Source organism: Pseudarthrobacter sulfonivorans (assembly GCF_024391045.1).
Classification (GTDB): domain Bacteria; phylum Actinomycetota; class Actinomycetes; order Actinomycetales; family Micrococcaceae; genus Arthrobacter; species Arthrobacter sulfonivorans_B.
On sequence record NZ_JANFCZ010000007.1, the window covers coordinates 40659 to 67366 of the forward strand.

General features: G+C 66.4%; 21 protein-coding genes. 5 read left to right on the top strand and 16 right to left on the bottom strand.

The annotated features are described in order from the left end of the window. Nucleotides 1-158 precede the first annotated feature (158 nt). Complete coding sequence (locus NQJ30_RS06555) at nt 159-1244, top strand: MBL fold metallo-hydrolase (RefSeq protein WP_255769038.1); 1086 nt, start codon at nt 159-161, stop codon at nt 1242-1244. After that, entirely contained in the window at nt 1241-2689 is a 1449-nt protein-coding gene (locus tag NQJ30_RS06560) for an MFS transporter (RefSeq protein ID WP_255769039.1), read from the top strand. The genes NQJ30_RS06555 and NQJ30_RS06560 overlap by 4 nt, the downstream gene beginning before the upstream one ends. Before the next feature lie 538 nt (nt 2690-3227). Here NQJ30_RS06560 and NQJ30_RS06565 read toward each other — a convergent pair. The 7 genes from NQJ30_RS06565 to NQJ30_RS06595 are packed head-to-tail and all read right to left on the bottom strand — an operon-like array spanning nt 3228 to nt 9955. Next, nucleotides 3228-3926 (bottom strand): substrate-binding domain-containing protein, encoded by a 699-nt coding sequence (locus tag NQJ30_RS06565; RefSeq protein WP_255769040.1) that lies wholly within the window; start codon nt 3924-3926, stop codon nt 3228-3230. Further along, the gene (locus NQJ30_RS06570) at nt 3923-4897 is read right to left on the bottom strand and encodes an aldo/keto reductase (RefSeq protein ID WP_255769041.1); all 975 of its coding nucleotides are present in this window, start codon (nt 4895-4897) and stop codon (nt 3923-3925) included. Before NQJ30_RS06570 ends, NQJ30_RS06565 begins: the two co-directional genes overlap by 4 nt. Beyond that, complete coding sequence (locus NQJ30_RS06575) at nt 4894-5847, bottom strand: Gfo/Idh/MocA family oxidoreductase (RefSeq protein ID WP_255769042.1); 954 nt, start codon at nt 5845-5847, stop codon at nt 4894-4896. The genes NQJ30_RS06570 and NQJ30_RS06575 overlap by 4 nt, the downstream gene beginning before the upstream one ends. A gap of 34 nt (nt 5848-5881) precedes the next feature. Beyond that, nucleotides 5882-7279 carry a protocatechuate 4,5-dioxygenase subunit alpha/beta gene (locus tag NQJ30_RS06580; protein ID WP_255769043.1) on the bottom strand — a complete coding sequence of 466 codons (1398 nt, stop codon included), beginning with the start codon at nt 7277-7279 and terminating at the stop codon, nt 5882-5884. 1 nt (nt 7280) lies between these two features. Next, entirely contained in the window at nt 7281-8225 is a 945-nt protein-coding gene (locus tag NQJ30_RS06585) for an amidohydrolase family protein (RefSeq protein WP_304663897.1), read from the bottom strand. Beyond that, a complete protein-coding gene (gene ligK, locus NQJ30_RS06590) occupies nt 8222-8914 on the bottom strand; it encodes a 4-carboxy-4-hydroxy-2-oxoadipate aldolase/oxaloacetate decarboxylase (protein WP_191080421.1) in 693 nt (230 codons plus the stop codon). The genes NQJ30_RS06585 and ligK overlap by 4 nt, the downstream gene beginning before the upstream one ends. A 12-nt stretch (nt 8915-8926) precedes the next feature. Then, the gene (locus NQJ30_RS06595) at nt 8927-9955 is read right to left on the bottom strand and encodes an amidohydrolase family protein (protein WP_255769044.1); all 1029 of its coding nucleotides are present in this window, start codon (nt 9953-9955) and stop codon (nt 8927-8929) included. A 144-nt stretch (nt 9956-10099) separates the two neighbouring features. Between NQJ30_RS06595 and NQJ30_RS06600 the strand changes: the two genes are divergently transcribed. After that, nucleotides 10100-11011, top strand: coding sequence for a LysR family transcriptional regulator (locus NQJ30_RS06600; RefSeq protein WP_255769045.1), 912 nt, complete (start codon nt 10100-10102; stop codon nt 11009-11011). Here NQJ30_RS06600 and NQJ30_RS06605 read toward each other — a convergent pair. The 3 genes from NQJ30_RS06605 to NQJ30_RS06615 form a co-directional block, all read right to left on the bottom strand. Continuing rightward, on the bottom strand, nt 11008-11658 hold the full coding sequence (locus NQJ30_RS06605; protein WP_255769046.1) for a nucleotidyltransferase domain-containing protein: 651 nt from the start codon (nt 11656-11658) through the stop codon (nt 11008-11010). The genes NQJ30_RS06600 and NQJ30_RS06605 overlap by 4 nt on opposite strands. A 185-nt stretch (nt 11659-11843) precedes the next feature. After that, on the bottom strand, nt 11844-14816 hold the full coding sequence (locus NQJ30_RS06610; RefSeq protein ID WP_255769047.1) for an ATP-binding cassette domain-containing protein: 2973 nt from the start codon (nt 14814-14816) through the stop codon (nt 11844-11846). Further along, nucleotides 14813-15382, bottom strand: coding sequence for a hypothetical protein (locus NQJ30_RS06615; RefSeq protein WP_255769048.1), 570 nt, complete (start codon nt 15380-15382; stop codon nt 14813-14815). Before NQJ30_RS06615 ends, NQJ30_RS06610 begins: the two co-directional genes overlap by 4 nt. 146 nt (nt 15383-15528) lie before the next feature. Between NQJ30_RS06615 and NQJ30_RS06620 the strand changes: the two genes are divergently transcribed. Further along, entirely contained in the window at nt 15529-17058 is a 1530-nt protein-coding gene (locus NQJ30_RS06620; RefSeq protein ID WP_255769049.1) for an HNH endonuclease signature motif containing protein, read from the top strand. 170 nt (nt 17059-17228) lie between these two features. Here NQJ30_RS06620 and NQJ30_RS06625 read toward each other — a convergent pair whose 3' ends face one another. Then, nucleotides 17229-18683 (bottom strand): SLC13 family permease, encoded by a 1455-nt coding sequence (locus NQJ30_RS06625; protein WP_374113225.1) that lies wholly within the window; start codon nt 18681-18683, stop codon nt 17229-17231. A 12-nt stretch (nt 18684-18695) separates the two neighbouring features. Beyond that, nucleotides 18696-19811: a PrpF domain-containing protein gene (locus NQJ30_RS06630; RefSeq protein WP_255769050.1), complete on the bottom strand. Its 1116-nt coding sequence runs from the start codon at nt 19809-19811 to the stop codon at nt 18696-18698. Between the two features lie 237 nt (nt 19812-20048). Between NQJ30_RS06630 and NQJ30_RS06635 the strand changes: the two genes are divergently transcribed. Next, nucleotides 20049-20987, top strand: coding sequence for a LysR family transcriptional regulator (locus NQJ30_RS06635; protein ID WP_255769051.1), 939 nt, complete (start codon nt 20049-20051; stop codon nt 20985-20987). Between the two features lie 99 nt (nt 20988-21086). On the opposite strand, the gene NQJ30_RS06640 is transcribed toward NQJ30_RS06635, so the two are convergent. The 4 genes from NQJ30_RS06640 to NQJ30_RS06655 form a co-directional block, all read right to left on the bottom strand. Continuing rightward, the gene (locus NQJ30_RS06640; RefSeq protein ID WP_255769151.1) at nt 21087-22652 is read right to left on the bottom strand and encodes an APC family permease; all 1566 of its coding nucleotides are present in this window, start codon (nt 22650-22652) and stop codon (nt 21087-21089) included. A 121-nt stretch (nt 22653-22773) separates the two neighbouring features. Beyond that, nucleotides 22774-24429, bottom strand: coding sequence for a GMC family oxidoreductase (locus NQJ30_RS06645; protein WP_255769052.1), 1656 nt, complete (start codon nt 24427-24429; stop codon nt 22774-22776). After that, entirely contained in the window at nt 24430-25968 is a 1539-nt protein-coding gene (locus tag NQJ30_RS06650; RefSeq protein ID WP_255769053.1) for an aldehyde dehydrogenase family protein, read from the bottom strand. Nucleotides 25969-26066: 98 nt separating this feature from the next. After that, nucleotides 26067-26693: a TetR/AcrR family transcriptional regulator gene (locus NQJ30_RS06655; protein WP_255769054.1), complete on the bottom strand. Its 627-nt coding sequence runs from the start codon at nt 26691-26693 to the stop codon at nt 26067-26069. Between the last annotated feature and the right edge of the window lie 15 nt (nt 26694-26708).

Genomic DNA, 26708 nt, shown 5'->3' on the forward strand with positions numbered 1-26708 from the left:
CGATCGTCAAGTTTAGTGCATATTATGTGAGGCGTACCACATTCAGCTTGGATGGCAGACAGCAGGGAGCTCTTGGCCGACGTCGTGTCGCCTACCGGCTCTTGCCGGTATATCCCCGAAACCCCCAGCACTTTTCGCAACTACAGTGAGGTAGTTTGATGACCCAGAAAGCAATGAAGGGCCTCTCCGTTCATACCCTCGGCACGGGCGGCGGGCCGATCGTGTCCAGCAGCCGGGCAGGGACCAGTACCGCTATCCGCGTCGACGACGCCACCTATGTGATCGATGCCGGGATGGGCAGCATCAGAAACTACCGCAGGCACGCGTCCTGGGGTGAGCTCCGCGGCATTTTCCTTACCCACCACCATTCGGACCACATCTACGACCTCGGCTCCTACCTGCTCACCGGATGGCAGGTCCCTGGCGAAGCGTTCTCCCGCCCGGTACAGGTTTATGGTCCCGGGCAACCCCCTCGGACACCGGCAGTGGATGACGAACATGCCATGCTGGTGGACGCCCGCACCCTCGGGCGTTCGATGGCAGGCACCAAGGACATCGTGGATTCATTGCTGAACACCGTGTTCGCCTCCGACGTCGTCATCCGGATGGCGGATGAAGGGCGCTCGGATCCGTCGGAATGGGTCATAGGCCACGACATCGAAATTCCAGCCGAAGCCCAGGCCGACCCCGTATCGGCCCGGCACCCGGTCATGGAACCGTTTGAAATCTACAAAGACGAACTGGTTCGCGTAACTGCCATCCTGGTGGACCACCGGCTCTGCTACCCGGCCTTCGGCTTCCGCTTCGACACAGCCTATGGCTCGGTGGTGATCTCCGGTGACACCGCATACTCGGAAAACTGCATCCGGCTGGCCAAGGGCGCAGACATCCTGCTCCACGAAGTGATTGATTTGGACGCCATCCTGAACACTTTCCCTGACAGCGAGACACGCGAAGGAATCGCCGTCCACCTTCGGGAATCCCACACACCCTTTGACGAGGTCGGTAAGGTCGCGCAAGCAGCCGGCGTGGGCCGCCTCGTACTGCACCACATCGTCCCTAACGTTCCGGGGGCCGCCGATACTGCCAAAATGGAAAGTTTCGCGCGAGAGGACTTCTCCGGGCCGGTCACCGTCGCGGAAGACAATGACATCTTCACGGTGCCAGCCCCTCCGGGAAGCACAACCGACGCCACCGGATGGTCCGCTGTCCCTGCCATAATGAAGGCCGAGGTCAGGGCATGAGCGCTGACAAAACATTCGCTCCCTACACCTTGCGGGCAGCGGTCAGCAACCGCCGCATGAACCGCCGGGCATGGCTGGTCACGGGCCTCCTTGTCCTCTTCCAGATCATCAATTTCGCTGACAAAGCCGTACTGGGCCTGGTCGCCGATTCGGCCATGCGCGACCTCCAGCTTTCGGCCGGCGAGTTCGGCTTCATCGGCAGCGCCTTCTTCTTCCTCTTCGCGATCGCGGCGGTTCTGGTCGGTTTCCTGGCCGGGAAAGTACCCACCCGCTGGATCCTTCTCACCATGGGCATTTCATGGGCGGTGCTCCAGTTCCCGATGCTCTTCGGCGGCGGCGCGGCGATCCTGCTGGTCACCCGCATCCTGCTGGGCGGCGCGGAGGGACCAGCAACGCCCATCACACTCCAACACGTCCACGGCTGGTTCCCGGCGAAAGAACGCGGACTCCCCAGCTCCATCGTGGCAATCGGATCCACCCTGGGCCCCATCATCGCTGCCCCCATTCTTGCCGCCATCATCGCCCACCCCGATCTGGGTTGGCGCTGGGCTTTCGGATTCCTAGGAATTGCTGGGCTTCTGTGGTCCGCGTTGTGGTTCCTTATGGGAAGGGACGGGCCCCACAGCCATACCGCGACCAAAGCACACGCCGATCCAGCTGCCACGCCTGAGCCGGCGCCGGACGGGACGGACAGCACAAACCAGCCTGCCGCGGAGACTGCCAGCATCACCGAGCGTGCCGACATTCTCAAGCTTGTTCCCATTCGGGCCGTCCTTGGCTCAAAGATGTTCATCGTCGCCGTCCTGGCCGGCGCGGGCTGTTTCTGGACTCAGGGGTTCCTGACCACATGGTCTCCGAAATATCTTGCGGCAGTCGTTGCACTGCCGCCGGCAACGATCGGGCTGGTCTCGACGTTTCCGTGGATCATCGGTGCCCTGGCTCTGTTGGTTCTTGGCTATTCCTCGCGGTTTCTGATGCGCAGGGGTGTCACCGTCCGGTGGGCACTGGGTGCCTTGTTCGGAGGCGCTCTCCTGCTGTCAGGCGTCTGCTTCCTTATCCTCCCAAACGTCTCGGGCGAGACGGCAGTGACCGTCATGACCCTCGGCGCGGGCCTGGCCATGATCTACCCGCTGGCCCCAACTGCCGTAGCCTTCTGCATCAGTTCAAAGCAACGCGCCGCCGTCATGGCAACCCTTACCGGGTTGGCGTCAATCGGCGGCGTGATAGCCCCGGCAATGGTCGGCATGCTCATGGACAAATCCGGCTATGTCCCGGCCCCCAAAGGTATCCCCGAGAGCGTCGAAATGGCCGCTCGGCTGGCGGACGGGATGAACAGCTCCTTTGGCCTCATCGGGATCTACCTTGTCGTGGTCGGCATCATCTGCGTGCTGTTCCTGAACCCGGACCGGACAGCGGCTTCGCTCCAGAAGAAGTTCGTCTTCTAGGGCCTGACAGCATGAAGCTGCATCACGCGCCTGACAGCATGAAGCTGCATCACGCGGCACCAGGAGGGCCGGCCCGGACATTGTCCCGGCCGGCCCCAACCGCAGATACTCCCTGAAGCCGTTCGCTCATCGAACAACGACGTTCAACCGAAGCATGGAAGGCCGCACAATGCATCTCTGGAAAACCCTGTTCCTCCTTAACCCCGGACAGTTGCCGGTCCAGGTCCCGTCACCAGCATTGTCCTGCCAGCATTTTCCCACCGGCGACCTAACATCCAGCGCTTGGGAAGGCTGGTGGCAAGAGGAAACGCCCTCACCACGGGACATCGAGCTGTAGCGCCGTTGCTGAGTCATATGAGTGGATCCCCTTGAACAGCTTGCCACCGTGCTGTGAGGCAGTGCGTGGTCCTCAGCGACGAGCTGATGCTGCGCCCCGAGTAGTCCACCGTGGCCTTCGTTTTCCACGCGAGTTAAGAAAAGCGGCCGACGGCGGGAACCTCCCGCCGTCGGCCGCTCTTCTGAGATGCACGGTAGGGCCTCAGGGCGCGCGAAAACTGTGGGACGACTTGATCGATGCCGCGAGGTCCGAGTGGAAGAAGGCCAACACCTCCGCAGCGCGGGCTGCGTTGCTGGAGGATGTCGCAACAGCACCGGCGAAGACCGTGCTAATCGTGCAGTCTTCCGGGAGAACGCCGAGGATGCGCACGCCGGGTTGCCCGACCAGTTCGCTGAGCTGCTGCAGGCCGAGATCGACCTCTCCCTCGGCGAGCAGGCGGGCCACGGGCACGCCTGGACGGGCTTGCACAAGCCGGTCGCCGACCTCATCGGTCATGCCCCAGTGGTCGATCATTCGCAAGAGCTCGGTGCCGCTCGGTCCGGTGGAATATCCGATGCGGGATGCCGCGCGCAGGGCGCCGCGAAGCTCGTCCGCATTCGCAAAGGCCGTGCCTTCGGAATAGATGGCGGCATCGGCGCTGCTTGCGGGCACCCCTACGGCGACCTCCGACAGTACGATCGGGGCGATGGATGCCGGATCGACGTGCCCCTCGGCAGCAAGGCGTTGCAGAGCGTCCTCGGCGAGGAACACAAGGTCGAACGGCTCGCCGGCGGTCACCCGCTGGGCGGCGTCCACTCCGCCTACGGATTCGAGCTGCAGAAGCGGTAGCCCCGCCCCGGCGGCAGCTTCAGCGAGGTCGGCGAGAACGTGGCGGGTGGCCATCGACGAGATCGCCCTCATGCGGCATCCTCGAAAGTCTCGGCGTCTACCTCGGCAGCAGATGCTGGCGCATAACGCGCGCCAGAGATGGTGTCCGTGCCAATCAGCTCGCCGGCCCGCGTCAGCAGCGCGCCGTCGACAGTGATGCTGGCCGCCGCCATGTTCTCACGCAGGTGCGCGACGCTCGTTGTTCCAGGGATCGGCAGAACATGATCTCCGCGGGAGAGCAGCCAGGCCAGCGCGAGCTGTGCTGGGGTGCAACCGGCCTCCGCAGCCAGCTCACGCCACGAGGCCAGCAGCGTCGCATTCGCACCCCAGTGCTCGGGCTGGAAGCGCGGCATGCTGCGGCGGATGTCGTTTGGGGCCAACTTACCTGGGTCCTCGATCGCATCGGCGAGGAAACCCCTTGCGACCGGCGAAAACGCAACCAGAGTCACGCCGTCCTCGCGGGTGGCGTCGAGCATGCCAAGCTCGGCATTGCGGCTCCACAGCGAGTACTCGTTCTGCACGGCCGCGATAGGGGTGACTGACTGCGCCTCGCGCAGCCGCGCGACCGACACCTCGGACAGGCCGATTGCGCCGATCTTGCCCGCGGCGACCATCTCGGCCAGTGCGCCGACGCTATCGCCGATCGGCACCTTCTTGTCCCACCGGTGAAGGTAGTACAGATCGATGTAATCGACGCCAAGGCGGCTCAGCGAAGCATCGACCTGTGCGCGCAGCGTATCGGGGCGCCCGTCGATGACTTTCACGCCGTCGACGGACGCCATCCCGCACTTGCTCGCCAGGAAGACCTCGTCGCGGCGCCCCGCGATCGCCCGGCCGACCAGCTCCTCGTTGCGGCCGCCGCCGTACAGGGTCGCCGTGTCGAGCAGCTGCACGCCGTCGTCGAGCGCCGCGCGCAGGAACGCCAGACCGTCCTCGGCGTTGGGGGGCACGCCATAGGCGTGGCTCAGGGACATGCAGCCGAGGCCGATCTGGGGGAGGTTCACGCGAGCTGCTCCTCCAGCGCGCCGAGCACGCGGTAGCAGTCGATGACCTGGCGGAGCGACGAGTTCGGCTCGCGTCCATCGCGGATAGCCGAGATGAATTCACGATCCTGCAGCTCAATACCGTTCATGCTCACGGCCACCTTCGAGACGTCGATCTGCTCGTCGCGGCCGTTGAAGAGGTCGTCGTAGCGCGCGATGTAGGTCTCGGTGTCGCCGATGTAGCGGAAGAACGTGCCGAACGGCCCGTTGTTGTTGAACGAGAGGGACAGGGTACAGATCGCGCCCGACTCGCTCTTGAGCTGGATTGACATGTCCATCGCGATGCCGAGTTCGGGGTTGATCGGGCCCTGGATCGCGTTCGCCTGTACGATCTTGCCGGCCTGGTAGGCGAACAAGTCGACAGTATGCGCGGCATGATGCCACAGCAGGTGGTCGGTCCAGGACCGGGCCTCGCCCTTCGCGTTCGTGTTGGTGCGGCGGAAAAAGTACGTCTGCACGTCCATTTGCTGCACGTTGAACGAGCCCTCGGCGATCCGGTTGTGCACGAGCTGGTGCGAGGGGTTGAACCGCCTCGTGTGGCCCACCATGGCGACGCGGTCGGACGCCTCGGCCGCGGCGAGCGTCGCCTCGGCGTCGGCGAGCGAATCGGCGAGCGGGATCTCGACCTGCACGTGCTTGCCGGCCTTGAGGACCGCCTGTGTCTGCGAGGCGTGCAGACCCGTGGGCGTGGCGAGGATGACGGCATCAACGTCGTCGCGCTCGAGCACGGCGTCCAGCCCGACGACGGCGTTGGCGACGCCGTACTTCGAGGCGACACCGTCCGCCTTTTCCTGCGAGGTGGCGGAGACCACGGTCACCTCGGCGTCCTCAATGTTCTTCAGGGCGTCAAGATGTTTCATGCCGAAGGCGCCGTTGGCGCCGACGACCGCGACGCGGATCTGGTCGGTCATTCGTTTCTCCTCAGGTAGGTGACGGATCAGAGTGTTAGGCGTTCGGAACGGCCGCGGTCTCCGCGGGCTCGGGTGCCAGCACCTGATCCGCGGGGTCAGCCACGACCGCGTCGTCGGCGGAGTCGAAGCGCGGTGCGACCGGGTTCGAGATGACGAGGTGGCCGACAGCAGTGTTCGATGCCGGAACGTGGTAGAAGCGGTGGTTCACCTCGGGGCTCTCGCCCCGGAACTGATCATCCATCGCACCGCGCGCGATGAGCCAGTCGACGAGTTCGATGCCCTCGGAACCGGCCTCATCGACATACTCCATGTGATCCCATTCGGTCAGGCCCAGCGGGTCGGCGATGAGGTGGTCGAGGAATGCGTTGTCCCACTCCTCGTTGATGAGGCCGGCGCGCGGGCCCTGAAGCTGGTGGCTCATGCCGCCGGTGCCCCAGATCTGGACGTTGAGCTCCGGGCCGTCCCACTTGTCGAGGGCGCGGCGAAGGGCCTTCCCGAGCTCATAGCAGCGGCGGCCGGAAGGCACCGGGTACTGCACCACATTGACGGCCAGCGGGATGACCTTGCATGGCCACTCCGCAACGTCGCCGAAGACGAGCGAGAGCGGCACGGTGAGCCCGTGGTCCACGACCATCTCGTTGACGAGGGTGAGGTCGAAGTCGTCCTGGATGACCGACTGTGCGATGTGTGCGGCCAGCTCGGGATAGCCTTTGACATCCGGCACGGGGCGGGGGCCATAGCCCTCGTCCGCGACCGGGTACTCCGCGCCGGTGCCGAGCACGAAGGTGGGGATGATCGACGAGTCGAAGGCCGTGGCGTGGTCGTTGTAGACGAGGATGACGACGTCGGGCGTATTCTCCTTGGCCCACTTGCGGGTCCACTGGTAGCCGTCGAAGACCTTCTTCCAGTAGGGCTCCTCGGTCTTGCCGAGGTCCATCGCGGCACCGATCGCCGGGACATGCGAGGTGAACAGCGCCGACGTGAACTTCGCCGGGGCGTTCTCGCGCATGGTTTCGGACTTCTCGCGCGGCGCTGGCGGGACCCAGCCGTCGAGGTCCTTGAGGCGGTTGCCCTCGGGGCGGCGTCCGCCGCCGATCATCATGTCGCGGTAGGCGGCCTCGGACATGCCGGTCATGGAGCCGGCCATCTGCTGGAAGCTCAGGCCGTGCGTGGCGCCGATCTTGCTGAGGAAGTAGATGTTGCCGCCCTCGGCCATCATGGCGTTCAGGTCCATGTCGAGCACCGCCTGGCGCTGCTGGGGCGAAAGGGGCCACTCATCGAGGTACGCCTCGCGGTCGGCGAGGTAGCGCTCGCGGTTCTCTGGCTTCATCAGCGACATCGAGAACTGGTTGAGGTGGTATCCCTTGCGGGCCATCTCCGCGTCGAAGATGATCGTGCCGGGAACGTCCTTGTATGGCTTGTCGAGTGTCATGTCATGCTCCTTCGGGCCAGTAGAGGCGGCGGGGGTTGTCCACGAGGAGCTTCTGCTGGAGCTCGGGCGTCGTCGCGATCTGGGGGATGTAGTCGACCAGCAGCCCGTCGTCGGGCATGTGGTCCTTGAGGTTTGGGTGGGGCCAATCGGTTCCCCACAGTACGCGGTCGGGGAACTCCTCGACCACGCGTCGGGCGAACGGCACTACGTCGGTGTAGGCGTGCTGTTCGCCGTCGAGAGCGCGCGGGCCCGTGACGGACAGGCGCTCTGGGCAGGACACCTTGGTCCACACATTGGTGTTCTCGCGCATGAAGCGCAGGAACAGTGCGAACTCAGGGCCGTCCGGTTCCTTGGTCACGTCGGGCCGCCCCATATGGTCGACGACGACGTCGGTCGGAATCGCGGAGAAGAAGTCGTAGAGCTCCGGCAGGTCCTCGGCCTCGAAGTAGATGACCACGTGCCAGCCGAGCGGCGCGATCTTCGCGACGATCTCCTCGAGCGAGTCGGTGGGCACCCGGTCGACGAGGCGCTTGACGAAGTTGAACCGGACCCCGCGGACGCCGGCCGCGTGCAGCTCGGCCAGCTGCTCCTCGGTCACGTCGCGGCGGACCGTGGCGACGCCGCGGGCGCGGCCGCCGCTGCGCTGCAGCGCATCGACCAGTGCCCGGTTGTCGGCGCCGTGGCAGGTCGCCTGGACGATCACGTTGCGGTCGAATCCCAGCTCGTCGCGCAACGCGAACAGCTGCTCCGCCGAGGCATCGCAGGGCGTGTACTTCCGCTCGGGGGCGTACGGGAACTGCTCCCCGGGCCCGAACACGTGGCAGTGCGCGTCGACCGCGCCTGCCGGCAGGCGGAACGTGGGCTTGGTGGGGCCGTCGTACCAGTCGAGCCAGCCCGCGGACTTTTCGAAGCCTCCCGTGGTGTCGCCGTGCGTCATGGTGCTCATGCCTCCACGTACTCGAGGCCGGCCTTGGCCAGCGGCTCGCGCATGTTGTAGATGTCGAGCCCCAGCACGCCCTCGCGGAACTGCTGACGCTTGGCCTCTTCGTTATCCTCTCGCTTCTGGCTGGCGTCTGCCACCGCTCCGACAAGTTCGCGCGGGACAACCACGACGCCGTCGACATCGGCCACGACCACGTCGCCGGGGTTCACCACGGCGTTCGCGACCACTACGGGGATGTTCACCGATCCGAGGGTCGCCTTGACGGTGCCCTTCGAGTTGATCGCGCGAGAGAAGACCGGGAAGCCCAGCTTCTCGAGGTCGGCGACGTCGCGCACGCCGCCGTCGATGACGAGGCCCTTGCAGCCGCGCGCGGTGAGCGAGGTCGCGAGCAACTCACCGAAGAAGCCGTCTTCACTCTCGGTGGTGCAGCCGGCGACGATCACATCGCCTTCCTGCACCTGCTCGGCGGCCACGTGGAACATCCAGTTGTCACCAGGCTGCAGCAGCACCGTCACGGCCGGGCCACAGAGCTTAGCGCCGGTGTAGGCCGGCCTGATGTAGGGGCGCAGGAGCCCGACTCGCCCCATCGCCTCGTGGATGGTGGCGACGCCGAACTGCGAAAGCCGTTTGACGTCCGCGGGATCCGGACGTTCGATGTTGGTGCGGACGATGCCGAGGTTGTTCAGTCGCATTTGATGGTCCTCTCAGAGTCCGCGCGCAGTAAGGGCGCGGTCAAGCCGTGGGTAGACACGGCGGGCGTTGGCTTCGAACACCTGCGCGCGCTGCGCGTCGTTCAGGTTCGTAGTGGCGTCGACGTAGCGCTTGGTGTCGTCGAAGTAGTGTCCGCTGCGCGGGTCGACGTCGCGTACGGCGCCGATCATCTCGCTCGCGAAAAGGATGTTCTCGGTCGGGACGACCTTGGTGAGAAGGTCGATGCCCGGCTGGTGGTACACGCAGGTGTCGAAGAACACGTTGTTCAGCAGGTGCTCCTCGATTTCGGGCTTGCCCAGCGCCATTGCGAGCCCACGGAAGCGCCCCCAGTGGTAGGGAACGGCGCCGCCGCCGTGCGGGATTACGAGCTTCAACTCGGGGAAGTCGCGGAACAGGTCGCCCTGGAGTAGTTGCATGAACGCGGTGGTGTCGGCGTTGAGGTAGTGCGCTCCGGTGGTGTGGAAGGCCGGGTTGCATGACGTGCTGACATGCACCATCGCCGGGATCTGGTATTCGACCAGTTTCTCGTAGATCGGGTACCACGAGCGATCAGTCAGCGGCGGGGACGTCCACTTGCCGCCGGACGGGTCGGGGTTGAGGTTCACGGTGACGGCGCCGAGTTCCTCGACGGCACGAGTAAGCTCGGCAACGCTCGTGGCCGGGTCCGCACCGGGGGACTGGGGGAGCATCGCCCCCGTTAGGAAGCGGTCGGGGTAGAGCTCGCTGACGCGGGCGCACAGGTCGTTGCAGATCCGGGCCCAGGTCTCGCTCACGGCGAGGTCTCCGATGTGGTGCGCCATGAACGAGGCACGAGGGCTGAACACGGTGACGTCGCTGCCGCGCTCGTTCATGAGCTTGAGCTGGTTGGCCTCGATGGTCTCACGGATGTCGTCATCGCTGATGCGCAGGGTGGCAGGGTCAGGAGCGTCCGCGCGTCCTTCAGTGAATGCGATCTGCAGATCACGCCAGGCTCCGAGCTGTGTTGGAGCTGTGGTGTAGTGGCCGTGGATGTCGATAATCACGCGAGTGTCGTCCTTGTCACTAAGTGGAAGCGGTGCGAGTAGCTGCACTCGTTGGATCAGTGCTGCCCCAAACTGACTTTAGGGGTGTTTGTCACTGTGGTCCAATAGATATGCAAAGAAAAAGCCATAGATAGGATCTATGGCATGACGTTCACCGACCTCAACCAGCTCCGGACATTCGTTACGCTCTATGAGCTGCGCAGCGTCACGGGCGCCGCCAGGCGCCTACACGTTACACAGCCCACGGTCAGCCATTCCCTGAAGCGGCTCAGGGAGCGGTTCGGCGACGAACTGTTCCGTCGCGAAGGGAACGACATGGTGCCGACCGCGAAGGCGACGCAGCTGTTCGGGCCCCTACACAACGCCCTGGCACAAATAGACGCGACCGTCATGGGATCGGACGTGTTCGAACCGACCGGATTCAGCGGCGAACTCGTCCTCGGACTTACCTCGATCGGCGAGCAGACGTTCCTCCCGCCGATCATGACCGCCCTCGGGCGGGTGGGCGCCGATCCGCGAATACAGGTAGAACGGCTCGATTCGGACGAGGTCGAGAGCGCGCTGATCCGCGGAACCATCGATCTGGCACTTACCGTGTCGCGGATCGCCACACCTCGGCTGTGGAGGACGCACGTGCGTTCGGTCGAATACGTGGCTCTGTCGTCCGGGTCGCATCCACTCCCTGCGACCGGGCCTGGCATGTTCGAGGGGAGGCGCTTTGTGCGAGTCTCCGCCCGGGGCGGGCACGTCTATCCTGTGCAGGCGCTGACCGAACACGACTTGATGTCCCAGGTCGTGCTGACCATGGAGGAGTACGGCACCGTGCCTGCCGTGCTCGAGGCGACGGACCTGGTCGTCCTGCTACCTCGCCATGTCGCGGGGGTGTTCTGCGGTTGGTTCCCCCGCCTTCGCATCGCCGAGTTGCCCTGGCCCGCGCAGAGCACACCAGTGGAGTTGTACACGCGGCGAGAGGCCAGCCTCTCGCAGGCGCAGCGATGGTTCCGCTCGCTAGTGCTGGATGCGGTTGCGGCGGATGAGTACAAGTCGGAGCGCTAGCGTTTCGTCCTGTTCCAGCTGGCTTTACCCGGAGCGAACGGGCTACGAACGTGGATGGACCATGACGAGTGCGGGTGGATCGTCAGAATCGCGTGCTCCCACCAGGCGCGGGCTTCGTCGGAGAGCTTCGGTAGAACCGCATCCTTGTCGGCGTCGTCCTCCGGACGGGGACGCAGCGCCTTCCAGACCAGCTGCACCTCGGGCGCCCCGGTCGGAATGCCGTCGACGTCGATCACTGCACGATCCCACGGCAGTTGCAGTCGGGGATCCCGTCGATAAACCCAGGCGCTATCCGTGCCGTCCTCGACGTTGACCTGCAGGGCCCATGCGCCTGTTGCGTCATTGTGAATACGGATCGGTTGCAGATCGGCATCCAGGTCCGCCTCTGCCCACGGGAGAACGCCGTCGCCTGATGGAGCCCACGCGCTAAACGGCGCCGGTAGCTCCTGCACCAGTCGGGGCAGGTCGGCGGTCGTCGTGCTGACATCGATATTGTGGTGCTCGCGAGTGTTAGTGCCGAGCCAGTGGTCCAGCGCCACCCCGCCGGACAACCACCAACGCGCCGATGACGGCCCGAGCAGCTCCGCCACGACTCGCAGGGGCAGGGGTTCCCAGCGCGTCGCGAGGGTGGGTGTGGATGAAGCCATGGCTCAAGGCTACCCGCGGGCGGCGGCGGTTTGTCGAAATGGCAAGGACATCCAATAGGAAACCTGCGGGAGCAAGCGATCCAGCGTGGCCATGCCGCCGCTCTGGTGGCCATCATATGCCGTGCTCGGGCGCAGACCCGGAGATGCGGCGGGCTACCGCTCTGGCCGGGTTTCCCGGCGGTGTCCTAGGCTCCCAGGTGAAGCCGGTCCTTGGCTTGGGAAGGTTGGGTCTGGTCGGGGTGGGGCAGGGAGGGTTGGGCCTGCGCGGCCTGCCCGCTGGGACCAGGAGCGTGCCCGACGGCACCAGAAGCGTGGCCGGAGACCGGTTTCACCCGCCGGAGTGCGGCGAGAATGGCCCGCCCCACCAGAGCGATTCCGATGATCGTGGTGATGGCGCGCAGGGTGTCCCAGCCCGCCGTCGACGTCACCAGCGAGTAGAGCAGGAAGCTGCTCACGTTGGTGCCCAGCGGCGCGCCCGGCACGTAGGAGATGCCGGTGCCGGCGCCAACCGCGAAGGGCCAGAACCACAGGTTGGTCAGCAGGCCGAACAGGTAAGACGCCCCGATGCCGTAGCCGCAGAGCATCCACAGCTCCGCTTTGCCCCGCATCTGGCGGGGGAGCAGGCCGGCACCCGCACCCACCCACGCGCACGCGAATATCTGGAACGGTGTCCACGGCCCGATGCCACCCCACAGCGCGCTGGAGAGGGCGATCGTGGCGGCGCCGAGGAGCATGCCAAAACGGGCACCGAAGGCCCGGCCGGCCAGGATCAGCAGGATAAACACTGCCTCCACGCCGCCGACGCCGGTGCTCGCCACCCGCACCGCGGAACCTACTGCAGCCAGGACGCCGAGCAGGGCCACCGTGTGTGCCGAGCGGACCGAACCGTCGAGGGACACGACGACGGCGACGGCCGCCAGCGGCGCGATGGCCAGCGCCGCGTACGGGAGGGCTGCGGCGGCGTCCTGCGGGAGTGCCGCGGCGAGCAGCGGCCAGCAGAAAGCTGCGAGGGCGAGGACGTTTGCCGCGGAGAGGACTGCAAGTTCGACGCCGCGGGGCATGCGGATGCGGCGGGGTTTTGCTGCTGCTTTGGAGTCCGCTTCTTCGCGGATGACTCGTGGCCTTGGCCCGGCACCCGATGGCCGGGCACCCGATGGCCGGGCACCCGATGGCCCGGCACCCGATGCCCGGGAAGCCGCGGGGGGCGGTTCGGGCGCTTCGGTCGCTGGAGAGGCGGGCGCGACGCCGTTACGCATCGGGAGGATCCGGGCGCCGAGACCGTGGGCAAAGTCGTGGTCATGCGTGGCGATCAGGACCGCCGCGCCTGAGTCCGCGGCCGCCCGCAGCGCGGACGCGACTGCTGCGCGCGCCGCCGGGTCGAGTCCGCGGGTGGGCTCATCGATCAGGAGGACGTGGGGATCGTCCATGGTCTGCAGCGCGATGGCGAGGAGCCGGCGCTCGCCGGCCGAGAGGTCCCGGGGATGCTCGTGTCCGATCGGAATCGTCACGTCTCCCCGCAAACGGGCCAGGCGAGACGCTGCGTAGCCAGGCGCAGGCTGGCTGATGTTCTTACGGCGCGCCAGGCGCCGCTCGGCAGCTCGGAGCTCTGCCGCCACCGTGTCCCTGGTGAAGAGGTCATCCGAGGCGTCCGGGACAAGGGCGACACGACCGCCTTCGACCATACCGCCGTCGACCGTTCCTTCACCGAGTGTTACTTCACCCAGCGTTCCTTCACCCAGGGCGAGCGCTACCAGGAGGGAAGACTTCCCCGCCCCGTTCGGCCCCACCAGGGCCACCACTTCACCGCGGTGCAGGGTCAGGGACGCTTCGCGCACGAGCGCCCTGCCCTTGAGGTGTACCGCGAGATTTGTGGCAGTCAGCACGGGCGCCTGCTCCGCCGTCGGCACTGGCGTTGAATGGGCAACGCCGGGGCGGGTAGGTACGGACGGCGCGGCACCCTGTACCAGGGCGCCGTCGTCGATGGTCCACCAGGAATCCGCCACCGGTACCAGTGCTTCCGCCCGGTGTTCCGCGACGATGACGCAGACGCCGTCATCCCGGGCGAGGGCGCTGAGCACGGCGATGACGCGTGCGCGGGCCGCGGTGTCCAGGTCCGCCAGCGGCTCGTCAACCAGGAGTAAGTCCGGATGATCCACCACCGCGGCGGCAATGGCTACGAGCGTCGCCTCGCCCGCCGAGAGGGCGCTGACATTCCGGTCCAGCAGCGCCGTGACGCCGATCCTCTCGGCAACCTCCAGCACCCGGGCCCTGACGCTAGGTGATGTCATGCCGCGCAGCTCAAGGGCCAGGGAGATCTCGTCCCGGACCCGGGTGCTGGCGAACGCGGCCCGGGGATTCTGCAGGACGACGCCGACGAGGCGGGCGGTATCGCGCGGCGGCGTGGCGGCACGGTCAGTTCCGGCGACGCTTACGGTGCCGGAGATGTCGCCGCCGTCAACGTGGGAGAGGAGGCCGGCAAGGCCGCGGAGGATGGTGGACTTGCCGGAGCCCGTGGGCCCGGTGATGACCGTGATGGAGCCGCAGGACGGCGCAAACTTGTCCACCTTGATGCAGGTGTCACCAATCCGGAACCGGGCGTCGCGGATCTGAAGCGGCAGGCCGCCGTCGTTCTCCTTCTGCTCCACCGCCCGGCTCCCGAAGCCGCGCAACTCCAGGGCCGCTGCAACCCGGCCCGCGTGTTCCAAGGTGCGCTCCAGCACGGGCACTAAGGCACGGGGTCCGAAGCGTTCACCCCGCAACCGGAACGCCAGGCGTACGGAAGTCACGGCGTCGGAAAGCGCCGGAAGCGCCGCCCACGCCACCACCAGAGTCCGGGCCACACCCTGCAAAGGGCCGCGGCGGGCGAGATGCACAAAGCCGCGGGCCACATCCACCCAGGCGTTGAGCAGGCCGAAAGCGAGGAACATCCCGGCAATCGGCAGGGCAGAGAGGACCGCCGCCCACAGGCCCTGTCCCGTGACCGGACCAAGGAAAACCACGTGCGCGTACGGGGCAGGCAGCCGCAGCGGCGGAAGGTCAAGCAGGAGGGGGCTGCCGGTGCCCGCGCCGTTAAAGAGGACGCGGTAGATGACCCGCGCCGCAACGAACACAGCGGCGAGGACTGCCGCTGCGCGCAACGGCGCGGGCCGGAAGGTCATGCCGCGGGTGCTGCCGGTTCGTTATCCACCGTGTAGAGCAGTTCAAGGCTCTCGCCGGGGTTGAGGTTCAGGCTGTCCAGACCTTCCTGCGCGTAAGCCCACGTGCCTGCGGCGGGCTTCACCCAGAGCGCCCAATACGAGACAGTGTTTTTGTCATCGCACGCTTCACGGGCGGTGCCACCCTTGCGCTTGATGTCGAAGTCCGCGGCGGGGACGCCGTTGACGCGGCAGGCGAAGCTCGTGGGGTACTTGGCGGTGCCCTCGATCTTCACGTCAGCTTTGCTCAGGACGGCCGATGCCACGGTGGGTCCGTCCACGGACACGCAGGTGGAGGTGTCAGCGGCGGACTGCTTCAGGGCGCCCGAATCAACAATGACCTTCACGCCGGCGCACGGGCCGGCGGCGGTGGAGGAGGCGCTGGCCGAAGCTGATGCTGAGGAGGCAGAGCCGGAGGCAGCGGGGCTGGCCTGGGTGGTGGCCGGCGCCGAACAGGCAGCGAGGGCAAGCAGGAGACCGGCGGCGGCGAGGGAGCTCGCGGCGGCGGTGCGAATCGTAGTCAAAGTCACCTGTCAAGGGTAGGGCGTTGCTGTTCCGGATGCGGAGGCCGTCACGTTGTGTGACGCGGGCAGCCGAAGATGGTGCTGTTTAGGGTCCGGAACGGGTGGGCTATCTGACCGTCCAGAATGTCACACCCCCCTGCCATGCTTTAGTCATGGATACCAGGCTGGTTGCGGGGGCGGGAGGCAGTACTGCCGTTGCGGATGCCGTCGCGTCGGTGGCCCGGCTGGTCGGTGTGCTTGCCGGTGTTGTTTCCCGGACTCCGGCTGCCCCAAGCCCCACGGACCATGTTGCTGATGCCGATCCTTTGGAACAGCTATCCGAGTCGTGCCTCGAGGGGTTGGCAGCGCTGGCCAGGGTTGAAGCCGCGACGGCGGCGGCGAAAGTCCGGCTGGTGGCAACCTATGCTGAGGCGGCAACCATTATCGAGGGCCCTGCGGTCAGCGCCCACGAGGCCTCGGCGCGGGAGATGACCGTGGTGGCGGAAGTCGCGTGCGTGCTCACCATCGGGGAACGCGCCGCATCCGCCCTGCTGGGAGAAGCCCACGCCCTGACCACGTCTTTGCCGGCCGTACTGGATGCACTGCAAACCGGCAGCATCTCGTGGCAGCACGCCCGCGTCCTGGCCGAAGAAATCACAGGCCTCAGCCCCACCGATGCCTCGGCTCTGGAAGCGCACTTCTTCGATCCGCACGCGCCGAATCCGGCCCGCGGTGCCGCGCCGGGTGAGCTGGTGCCGTCCCGGTTTCGGCGCAAGGTCCGGTCCTGGCGCGAACGCAATTATCCGGACACGCTCGAAAAGCGCCACGCGGTGAGCGTGGCGGACCGGCGGATGGAGTACCGTCCCGATGCTGACGGCATGGCCTGGATCTCCCTGTACCTGCCGGGTGATGCGGCCTGCGCGGTCTGGAACAAAGCCACCGCCATGGCCCGCGGGCTGCAGGGCCCTGAAGAGCCGCGCACGCTCAGCCAGATCCGTGCGGACATGGCAGCGGGACTCCTGCTGGGCCATACAGGACAGCACCTCCAAAAGCTTCCGGTTCCGAAGGCCGACGTGCTGGTAACAGTTCCTGTTTTCTCGCTCCTGGGGCTCACCGAGGAACCCGCAGAGCTCGACGGTTATGGCCCCATTCCGGCGTCGATGGCGCGCCGGCTCGTTGCCGACGGGGCAGGTTCGTTCTACCGCGTTTTGGTGGACCCGAGGGACGGGGCCCCGCTGGAGATCGGCCGGGAGAACTACCGGCTCCCGGAAAGTATGAAGCGGTGGCTGAGGATGCGGGACGGCAAATGTACGTTCCCGGGCTGCAGTAATCACACCTTGGACAATGAGGTGGACCATCTCACCGCCTGGCAGCAAGGCGGGACTACAGGGATCAGCAACCTCGGCCAGGCGTGCCCGAGACACCACCGCCTTAAACATCGGTCGGCCTGGACACCAACGGAGGCAGCGAAGAATGAGCCCCCGGGCTGGCGGTCGCCCACCGGCCGGTACTATCCAGCCGAGCAGGCGGACTGGGTGCCGCCTGTCATTCCTCAAGAATGTTTGCCCGGGCCGCCGAAATTCTCAACCGGGCTGGCAACATTTTCCACCGGGCCGCCAACGTTTTCATCCGGGCCGCCAACGTTTTCGCCCGAGACCGCAAGTCCCTTCGAACAGGCACTCCTGGCGCACGTTGCTGCCTGACATCCCGGGCGGTATTTGTGGTCCGCACCCACGCGCCGTCCACCCACCCGTCGTCGAACGTCAAAAGGCAGGACCCGCCGGGGTCCTGCCTTTTGACTGACGGATGCACGCCCGCGCGCCCGACTTTCGGGCTTCCTGTTGCGGTGGGAGTGCGGGAGCGGCATCCGGGCTTACATGATGCCGGTGGGTACCAGCAGCGCCCAGGCGAGTGCCGGGCCCGCCAGGACCACGCCGCCGGCGTACATCATGAGCTGCTTGTAGACGCGCTGCCGGTCGTCCTCGCGGGCGTTGGCCACCACCAGGGCGCCGTCGGTGGAGAACGGGGAAACGTCCACCACGGTGGCTGCGATGGCGAGTGCCGCCACCGTGCCGGAGGCGCTCAGCGAGCTGCTGGCCAGCAGCGGTCCGGCCAGCGGGATGAACGCGGTGAGCAGCGCCGTCGACGACGCGAACGCCGAACCGACGCCGATCACGTAGCAGAGGACCAGCGCCACCAGCAGCGGTGCGCCCAGTGCCAGTGCCTGCTCGGCGAGGGTGTCGATGACGCCCACATGCTGGAGGAGTGAGACGTACGTGATCATGCCGGCCACCAGCAGGACCGTCGACCAGGAGATCCCGCCGATGAAAGTGCGGTGTTCCTTGATGTTGACGAAGGCCAGGAGGAGTCCCGCGGAGAGGGCCACGAGACCGATCGGCATGTGGAAGCCCAGCGCGCAGACCAGCATGGCGGCAATTAGAGCCAGGGTCAGGATCTGCTGGCCGTGGGGGCGGCCGGTGCTGGTCGTTTCAAGGTCGGCGTGCCGGCCGTCGCCGTCGCGCATCTTGCCCAGCAGGGCGAACAGCACCACAGTCAGGATCGAGAGGATGAGGTTGAGGGCAAAGCTGGCGGTGAACAGCGCGCCCTGGGAGATGGGGAAGCCGTTTTTGACGGCGATGTTGTGCACCAGGACGCCGGCCACGGAGAGCGGGGAGAAGCCGCCGGCGTGGGCGCCGTTGATGAGGAAAGCGCCCATCAGGACGGGGTGGATGCGGGACTCGTACGCGAGTCCGATGGCGGCCGGCGCCAGCAGGGCGACAGCGGCGGGGGAGAAGGTGCCCAGCGACGTGAGGGCTGCGGCCATCAGGAAGAACACCCACGGCAGCAGGAGCGTTTTGCCCCTGACCAGGCGGACGCAGGTCTGGACGATGATGTCGATGGTTCCGTTGCGCTGCGCCATGCTGAAGAAGTAGGTGACACCGATGATGGTGATGACGATGTTGGCCGGGAAATCCGCCAGGATCTCCTTATCGTCCATGCCGAGCATGAAATAGCCGACGCCGAAGGACGCCACCAGCCCCATGACGCCGATGTTCAGCGGCCATTTGGTGGCGACGACGAACATCACCACGAGGATGATGAGCGGGATGATCTGGACAGCGGTCATGCTCGGCTCCGATTCCGCGGTGGGCGCCTGGTTGAAGACGCCTCCCGCCAGAACAAGGGCAAGCAACCCGAGGAGGGTGATGCCGACCACCGCCATGAGCAGGATACGGCGGCGGTTGGGGCGCGGTGACCGCTGGTCCGGTGACTGCTTGTCCCGGGTTGTCTCTTTGGTGTCGTTGGGTTGTTGCACAGTGTTAGTCATGGCAAGTATTCCTCATCGAGTGGCTCCCGCGAGGGATTCCTCGGCAGCACTGCCGAGGGCCTCGGGGAGGTGGATAACGGTGGTGGCGATGGTCCGGGCGGTGCGGTCGACGCCGACCAGCAGGCCGCCGTCGTTCTCTTCGGTCCAGGTTTCGAGGACCCCAGCGGGGGTCCTCAGCTTCAGCGCGGCTCCGTGGGTGCCCCCGGTGATGCCGTGCAGGACGGTCCCCGGGGTGCGGGCCGCCAGGGTCAGGGCGATGCTGCCGGTGATGGCGAGCGCCGGGTGGGGGCGGCCCATCGAGAGCATCATGACGTTGAGGTCGCTGCCTGTCTCCGCAGGGACCGGGGCGGAGGCAATGGCGAGCTTGGGAATGGCGCGGGCCGCCGTCGCGGTGGTGGCCGCCAGCCGCATGCGCACTGCCGCCTGCCGCCGGATCTGTTCCAACGTCTCAAGCTGCAGTTCGACGCCGGCCTGCCAGCTTTCGTAGCGCGCGGGGTCCAGGCCGAGGTCCTCAGCGCGGACGATCACCACGGGGGCGCCGGCGTCCACCATCGAAACTGTCCACCGGGTTCCGCCGGCAGTGATGGTATCCGTTGCCGAGCCGGTGGGCAGCAGGGCGCCGGTGGTTTTGCCGGCCGGGTCCTGGAAGCCGAGCCCCACGCGGTAGCCGGGGAACGGGACGCCCGGCATCTGCGCCTCCGGGACTATGGGCAGGGCGCCCGCAGGGGTGGCGACCCGCTGGACAATGACCTGGCCGGTGTTGGTATTGCGGGTGACGATTTTGGTGACGTCGCCGTTGGGGACCACCCAGCCTTTTTCGATGGCGTAGAGGCCGACGACAGCCGAGCAGTTGCCGCAGTTGCTGCCCCAGTCCACTGCCGCCTCTTCAATACCCACCTGGGCGAACGTGAAGTCGACGTCGATATCGTCCTCGTCCGGGCGGTGCAGGATCATGGCCTTGCTGGTGGTGGATGTTGCTCCGCCGACGCCGTCGATCTGCCGTGAGTCGGGGCTGCCGAACACCCGCGGCAGCAGCGAATCCAGGCTGGTGTCCTCGCCCAGATGGCCGGCTTCAAACACCCAGCATTTGCTGGTGCCTCCGCGCATCCACTCTGCTTCGATCTTCATTGGTCTTTCACATCTCCTCATTGCCTCGGTTATTGCGAGGGGCCCTGTTATGAGATTGATCCGGATCACAAATTAAGACAATGTCCAATAATTGAAGGGGGATGTAGCATTGCTTCAAACACATGCGGGGCAAAATGCGGATAGGCTTCCAGATTTCGGATGCCGACAAACCCCCGAATCCCCTGGGATTCAGCCACACTTGAACCGATTGAACAACTTCTGCCAAGGGGTAAAGCAATGCTTCAGGACGACGAGGCGAAACTTTTTGATGTCCGCCGCCTGGCGGTGCTGCTGGAGGTGGTGGAGCAGGGGTCCATCACCGCTGCGGCCGACCTCATGATGTATTCGCCGTCCGCCGTGTCCCAGCAGCTGCGCAAGCTGGAACAGGAAGTCGGTCAGCCGCTGCTGACCCGCCGTTCCCGCGGGGTGGTGCCCACCGAGGCCGGCCAGGTGCTGGCCGGGCATGCGCGCCAGATCGTTCGTCAGATGAAGGCCGCGCAGTCCGACCTGGACCAGATCGCCGGCCTCAAGCGGGGAGCCCTGACCGTGGGTACCTTTCCCACCCTCGCAGGATCATTCCTGCCGATCGTCATCCGGGCTTTCAAGAAGCGGTACCCGGCCATCAGCCTCTCGCTGCGCAGTGCCCGCTTCGATGAGCTGGTGGCGGACCTGCAGTCCGGGGTCACCGGCCTCTGCCTGCTGTGGGACTACCCGTGGAACAAGTTCCACGACGACTCCATTCGGATTACCGAGGTGTTCCGCGAGAGCACCGTGATTCTGGTGGCCGCCAGCCACCCGCTCGCCGACCAGGAGCAGGTGAGCATGGAGGACCTGCGCAACGAGTCCTGGATTGTCCGTGCGGAGGCCCACCCGGTGGTGGAAGTGCTGCAGCGCTCCGCGCACGACGCCGGCTTCGAGCCGACCATCGGATTCCTGGCCAACGACTATCAGGAAGCCCAAGCCATGGTCAGTGTCGGCATGGGAGTGGCCATGGTGCCCAAAACCGCCGTCGCCCTTCAGCACCCGGATGTCCGGGTGCTCAGCCTTGGGGACGCTGCCCCGTTGCGCCGGGTCCTGCTCGCCCAGCGCCAGGACAAGGTTTACGCGCCGGCAGAGGTGGCTTTTCACTCCACGCTGCTCGAGATTGCCCGTGAACGGTCAGGCGACTACCTCTAACCGCTATGTCACCACGCCACTGGCGGGAGTGCCTGCGGAGCAGGGGTGCCCCGACGGCGGCGCTCAGGTGAGTGCCGCCGTCGGGCTTTCCGCTGAGCGTTACTGCGCTTCCGACGCAGCCACCAGCGCATCCTCCGGGGCTGCGTACTGTGCGGCGCCCGACGACGGATGTGCTGCGACTGCCGCGGCGTGCTCGGCCAGCACCCCGGTCTGGTGGCGGATCTTCAGCAGGTAGAGCAGCGCCCCGCCAGTGACCACGGCGGCCACGAACATCACGCCGCCCCACTGCAGGTACCACTCGAACGGCGGCACCGAGTTGTAGATCTCCGGGCGGGGCCACACCAGGTTCACCGTCATGGCACCGCCCCACAGGACCGCCAGGATGTTCACGGGAACCCCCCACTTGCCCATGCAGAACCCGGGCTCGGAACCGTCGTCGGCCAGGGGCCACTTCTTCAGCAGCCGGTTGCGCAGCAGCGGAACCGTGACCAGGAGGTAGGACAGGTAGATCAGGACGATGCTGATGCTGGACAGGATGGTGAAGATGGCCGGCTGCATGACATTGACCAGCAGCGGGATAACGGCCATGACGCCGATGACGATCGCCGCCACCGTGGGCGTCCGGCGGACCGGGTCCACCTTGCTGAGCTGCCGGCTGAAGGGCAGGTTGTTGTCCCGGGCCATGGCGAACATCATCCGGATGGCGGCGGCGTGGACAGCCAGGGTGCAGACCACCACGGCCACCACGATGCAGGCCAGGAAAGCCTTGCCGAACGGGCCGCCCAGGACGGAGAGGACGATGTGCTGCAGGCCGCCGTCGGGGGAACCCACCTGGGGGTCGGTGAGGTCCGGTGCTGCCAGGATGCCGAACAGCAGGATTCCGCCGCCCAGCAGGAACGACGCCGTAACAGCCCGCAGGATGGCCTTGGGAGCGGTCTTCTTGGGGTCCTTGGTTTCCTCTCCGAGCGAGCTGGCGGTGTCGAAACCGTACATCACGTAGCCGGAGGCCATGGCGCCGATCAGGAAAACGCCGAAGAAGCCCAGGTCCTTGCCTTCGCCGAAGCCGTTGGTCTGGAAGAAGACCTCGGGCCCGCGGACCACGTGCCAGGCCAGAGCCAGGATCAGCAGGACGGCGGCGATGAGCTCCACGAAGACGCCGACGCTGTTGATCCGGGTCATCAGCTTCACGCCGAACGCGTTGATAAGGGTGGAGATGGTGATCATGATGGTGGCCAGCACCACGCCGTTCATGGCGAAGTCGTAAGGGCCGGTACCGTCACCAACGAACTGGAAGCCGGACCACAGCTGGGGGAGGGTGAGCTGCAGGGCCAATGCCACCGAGCCCAGCGCCATGATGGAGGACAGCAGCAGCAGCCAGCCGGCCAGCCAGGACGAGGTCCCGGAGGACAGCCGCTTGGCCCAGTTGTAGACCGAGCCCGCCACGGGGTAGCGGCCGGCCAGCTCTGCAAAGCACAGCGCCACCATCAGCTGGCCGATGAACACGATGGGCCAGGACCAGGCGTACGCCGGGCCGGCCATGGAAAAACCGAAGTAGAACAGTTGAAAAACACCGGTGAGGATGGAGATGTAGCTGACGCCTGCGGCGAAGCTGGCAAACTTGCCGATGCTCCGGTCCAGGGTCTGGGTGTAGCCAAATTCGTCCATGCCGCTTGAATCAATACTCTTGCTGGGTTCCAAAATGTGAACTCCTAGGTCAGAAAAGTACGCTCGATGTAACCCGCGGCCGCCGTTGGACGCGGGATCAATAGCCTCCGGAACGTGCCGCTCAGGCGAAGGTCGGGCTGAGCTCCACCTCTTCCGTCACTGCGCCGCCGGTGTGGCCGGCGCGGATGAGATCGGCCCGGATCAAATCAGCACAGCGCTCGCCGATCATCATGACGGTGATGTTGGGGTTGACGGTGACGTGTTCCGGCATCACCGATGCATCCGCCACGCGGAGGCCTGTGACGCCCTTGACCCGCAGCTCGGGATCCAGCGGCGACATGTCGTCGTCGGCCGGGCCCATACGGACGGTGCCCACCGGGTGGTAGACGGTGTTGTGGGTCTCGCGGATGTAGTCCTGCAGTTCCTCGTCCGTCTGTGCTTCGACGCCCGGCGAGAGTTCGCGCCCGGTCCATTCCGCCATGGCGGGCTGGGCGGCGATTTCGCGGGCTTTGCGGATGCCGGCCACCATGACCCGCATGTCGTGGCCTTCCGGATCCGTGAAGTAGCGCGGATCCACCATCGGCTTGTCGCGGAAGTCGCGGCTGCGGAGCCTGACAGTGCCCCGGGAACGGGCGTGCGTGACGTTCGGGGTGAGGCTGAAGCCGTTCTCCGTGGTGGGGTAGCCGTGCCGCAGGGTGTTCATGTCGAACGGGACGGACCCGTAGTGCATCATCAGGTCGGGGCGGTCCAGGCCGTCCTCGGTGGGAGTGAAGATGCCGATTTCCCACCACTGGGTGGAGGTCTGCACCATGGGCTGCTTGGCCTCGAACTGGACCACGCCTTCGGGATGGTCCTGCAGGTGCTCGCCCACGCCGGGGGAGTCCACCAGGACCTCGAGGCCGTGCCGGGCCAGGTGCGCGGCCGGGCCGATGCCGGAGAGCATGAGCAGCTTAGGGGAGTCGATGGCGCCGGTGGACAGGATGACCTCGCGGTGCGCGGAGAGGCGGTGCGTCCGGCCGAAGGCCGAGTCCACCACGTCCACGCCGGTGCAGCGTTTGTCCGCGTCGAACACCAGCTGGCGGGCGCGGAGGCCTGTGAGCAGGGTGAAGTTGGGGCGCTCGATGATGGGGTGGATGTAGGAGACGGAGCTGGAGGCGCGGGTGCCGTCCGCGCGCCGGTTGATCTGGAAGAAGTTGGCGCCGTTGACCACGGTGGTGCCGGTGTTGAACGTCGCGCGGGGGATGCCCGTCTGTTCGCAGGCGTCCAGGAGCGCGACGCCGGCGGGATCCACCGGGGGCACGTTCATCAGGTGCACGGGTCCGGAGTCCCCGTGGTGCGGCGCGTCCGGCCCGGCGTCCTCATTGGTTTCCAGCCGCTGGTAGAGCGGCCAGGCAGCGCCGGCGTTCCAGCCGATGGCGCCGTATTTGGACTCCCACTCGTCCAGGTCCTCGCGGGGTGCCCAGAACGCGATGCAGGAGTTGTGGCTGGAGCAGCCGCCCATCACCCTGGCGCGGGCGTGCCGCATGAAGGAGTTGCCGTTCTCCTGCGGCTCCACCGGGTAGTCCCAGTCGTAGCCGGATTCGAGCAGCTCCATCCAGCGGTCCAGCTGCAGGATCTCGGGCAGGTTCCGGTCGTCCGGGCCGGCCTCCACCAGGGCCACGGTGACGTCCGGGTCCTCGCTCAGCCGGGCCGCGACTGCCGCGCCGGCGGATCCGCCGCCGATGACGAGGTAATCGAAGGAGCGCTCGCTGAGCTGCTCAATGTTGTCGAGATGCATCTAGTTCTCCTTGCCGTGGTCAGCAAACCAGCCGGTGACCTGCGGGCTGGTGTTCTGGTAGATGTGTTTGGCTTCCTGGTATTCGGCGAGGCCCGTGGGGCCGAGTTCACGGCCGACGCCGGACTGGCCGAAGCCGCCCCACTCGGCCTGGGGAAGGTAGGGGTGGTAGTCGTTGATCCAGATGGTGCCGTGGCGCAGCCGGGACGCCACGCGCTGCGCCTTGCCGGCGTCCTGGGTCCACACGGCGCCGGCCAGGCCGTAGATGGTGTCGTTGGCGGTGGCCACGGCCTCGTCCTCGGTGCGGAAGGTTTCCACCGTCACCACCGGGCCGAACGCCTCGTCGGTGACCACGGACATGCCGCGCCGCACCTGGTCCAGGATGGTGGGCTGGTAGTAGAACCCGCCGTCGTACTTTTCTCCTTGCGGCGCCGCGCCGCCGGTGCGCAGCCGCGCGCCCTCCTGGATGCCCCGCTGGACATAGGCGTCGACTTTGTCGCGGTGGGCCGCGGAAATCAGCGGCCCGGTTTCGGCGTCGTCGTCAAAGGGGCCGCCCAGCCGGATGTCGCGGGCGCGGCGGGCCAGCTCGTCCACGAAGCGTTCGGCGATCGATTCCTCCACCACCAGCCGTGCCCCGGCAGAGCAGACCTGCCCGGAGTGGACGAAGGCGCCGTTGAGGGCATTGTCCACAGCGGCGTCGAAGTCCGCGTCGGCAAAAACCACGTTGGGGTTCTTCCCGCCGAGCTCCAGGGCTACCTTCTTGACGGTGGCCGCGGCGGCCGCCGCGATCCGCTTGCCGGTTTCCAGGCCGCCGGTGAAGGAGACGAGGTCGACGGCGGGGTGTTCCGAGAGCGGGGCGCCCGCCTCCGCGCCGGCTCCGGTCACGAGGTTGGCCACGCCGTCCGGCAGGCCGAGGTCCTGCAGCAGCTGCATGGCCAGGATGGCGGTGGACGGGGTCAGCTCGGACGGCTTGAGGACAAAGGTGCAGCCGGCGGCTAGCGCGGGGGCGATCTTCCACGCCGCCTGGAGCAGGGGGTAGTTCCACGGGGTGATCAGGCCGCAGACACCCACGGGTTCGTAGACGATTTTGCTGACGACGTAGGGGTTCCCGGCGTCGACCATGCGGCCCGCCTGCTGCCCGGCGAGCCTGCCGAAGTACTCGAAGCAAGCGGCAATGTCGTCCATGTCGATGCGGCTCTCGACCATGCGCTTGCCGGTGTCCAGCGACTCGGCGCGGGCGAACTTTTCCCTGTGTTCCCGCAGGCCGGCGGCTACCTTCAGGAGGAAGGTGCCGCGCGCAGGTGCTGGGACGCTGGACCAGGCGCCGGAATCGAAGGCGGCGCGGGCCGCCGCGATGGCGCGTTCCGCGTCTTCCCGGCCGCCCTCCGACACCGTGGCCACCGGTTCGCCGTCGGCGGGGTTGCGGATTTCGCGGACGGCGCCGGAAGCGGCCGGTTCCCAGGCCCCGTTGATGAACAGGGTGGATGCTGCCCCGGTTGTTGCGGTTTGGGTGACGTCCCGAAGGGGTGTGGCGTAAGTCATACGAGGGACAGTAATGCAGATTGAACGAGTGTTCAATACTTGCATTGAACGATCGTTCAATGCTATCTATGGAGCCTAGCGTGCCCGATTGCCGCTTGTTAGGACCCGTGCAGCTCGCGGTCCTTGACGGTGCGGTCCTGAACCGGAGCGAACGCGATCTCCTCCGTGCGGGCGATGCTTCGCTGGATGGAGGCCTCATCAACGCCGAGGAGCGCCGTCAGCCACATCCCGTTTTGGATGACGACAATGTCAGCCGCCCGCTCCCGGCATGCCTGCCAGGGGAGGTCGGGTTGGGCGTTTTTAACCAGTGCAGCGAGGCCGTCGAGATAGCGGTCGAAGGCCTCGGCGTTGATCTGCGCATAGCCTTCGTCCGCTTGGGCGAGGGCCCAAAGGTGCAGGCGCAGGGATAGGTAGCGGGTGGTCAGGAGTTCAGCGGCTGCCACTCGGTGCAGGGCCTTGCGCAGCTGTTCTTCCGGGGCTACCGACGGGTCGGGTGACACCAGCAGGAGGTCGTGCTCGTCGACCCGGCGCAGGGCTGCCCGTATCAGGGTGGTCTTGTCGTCGTAGTAGTAATTCACCAGGCCGAGCGCGACACCGGCTTCGCGGGCCACGGACCGCATACTCACCCCCGAAATCCCGTGGCGGGACAGCAGATCCAGTGCCGCCTCGAGAATACGCGACTGCCTGTCCATCTGTTCGCCGGAGTTCACGGCCTTGGTCCCCATCTGGCCAGACTATGG

What these genes read in the sequence shown, in the direction of transcription:
- NQJ30_RS06555 (WP_255769038.1), top strand. Translation starts at nt 159, where the DNA reads ATGACCCAGAAAGCAATGAAGGGCCTCTCCGTTCATACCCTCGGCACG.
- NQJ30_RS06560 (WP_255769039.1), top strand. Translation starts at nt 1,241, where the DNA reads ATGAGCGCTGACAAAACATTCGCTCCCTACACCTTGCGGGCAGCGGTC.
- NQJ30_RS06565 (WP_255769040.1), bottom strand. Translation starts at nt 3,926, where the DNA reads ATGAGGGCGATCTCGTCGATGGCCACCCGCCACGTTCTCGCCGACCTC.
- NQJ30_RS06575 (WP_255769042.1), bottom strand. Translation starts at nt 5,847, where the DNA reads ATGACCGACCAGATCCGCGTCGCGGTCGTCGGCGCCAACGGCGCCTTC.
- NQJ30_RS06580 (WP_255769043.1), bottom strand. Translation starts at nt 7,279, where the DNA reads ATGACACTCGACAAGCCATACAAGGACGTTCCCGGCACGATCATCTTC.
- NQJ30_RS06585 (WP_304663897.1), bottom strand. Translation starts at nt 8,225, where the DNA reads ATGAGCACCATGACGCACGGCGACACCACGGGAGGCTTCGAAAAGTCC.
- ligK (WP_191080421.1), bottom strand. Translation starts at nt 8,914, where the DNA reads ATGCGACTGAACAACCTCGGCATCGTCCGCACCAACATCGAACGTCCG.
- NQJ30_RS06600 (WP_255769045.1), top strand. Translation starts at nt 10,100, where the DNA reads ATGACGTTCACCGACCTCAACCAGCTCCGGACATTCGTTACGCTCTAT.
- NQJ30_RS06605 (WP_255769046.1), bottom strand. Translation starts at nt 11,658, where the DNA reads ATGGCTTCATCCACACCCACCCTCGCGACGCGCTGGGAACCCCTGCCC.
- NQJ30_RS06610 (WP_255769047.1), bottom strand. Translation starts at nt 14,816, where the DNA reads ATGACCTTCCGGCCCGCGCCGTTGCGCGCAGCGGCAGTCCTCGCCGCT.
- NQJ30_RS06620 (WP_255769049.1), top strand. Translation starts at nt 15,529, where the DNA reads ATGGATACCAGGCTGGTTGCGGGGGCGGGAGGCAGTACTGCCGTTGCG.
- NQJ30_RS06625 (WP_374113225.1), bottom strand. Translation starts at nt 18,683, where the DNA reads ATGACTAACACTGTGCAACAACCCAACGACACCAAAGAGACAACCCGG.
- NQJ30_RS06630 (WP_255769050.1), bottom strand. Translation starts at nt 19,811, where the DNA reads ATGAAGATCGAAGCAGAGTGGATGCGCGGAGGCACCAGCAAATGCTGG.
- NQJ30_RS06635 (WP_255769051.1), top strand. Translation starts at nt 20,049, where the DNA reads ATGCTTCAGGACGACGAGGCGAAACTTTTTGATGTCCGCCGCCTGGCG.
- NQJ30_RS06640 (WP_255769151.1), bottom strand. Translation starts at nt 22,652, where the DNA reads ATGGACGAATTTGGCTACACCCAGACCCTGGACCGGAGCATCGGCAAG.
- NQJ30_RS06645 (WP_255769052.1), bottom strand. Translation starts at nt 24,429, where the DNA reads ATGCATCTCGACAACATTGAGCAGCTCAGCGAGCGCTCCTTCGATTAC.
- NQJ30_RS06650 (WP_255769053.1), bottom strand. Translation starts at nt 25,968, where the DNA reads ATGACTTACGCCACACCCCTTCGGGACGTCACCCAAACCGCAACAACC.
- NQJ30_RS06655 (WP_255769054.1), bottom strand. Translation starts at nt 26,693, where the DNA reads ATGGGGACCAAGGCCGTGAACTCCGGCGAACAGATGGACAGGCAGTCG.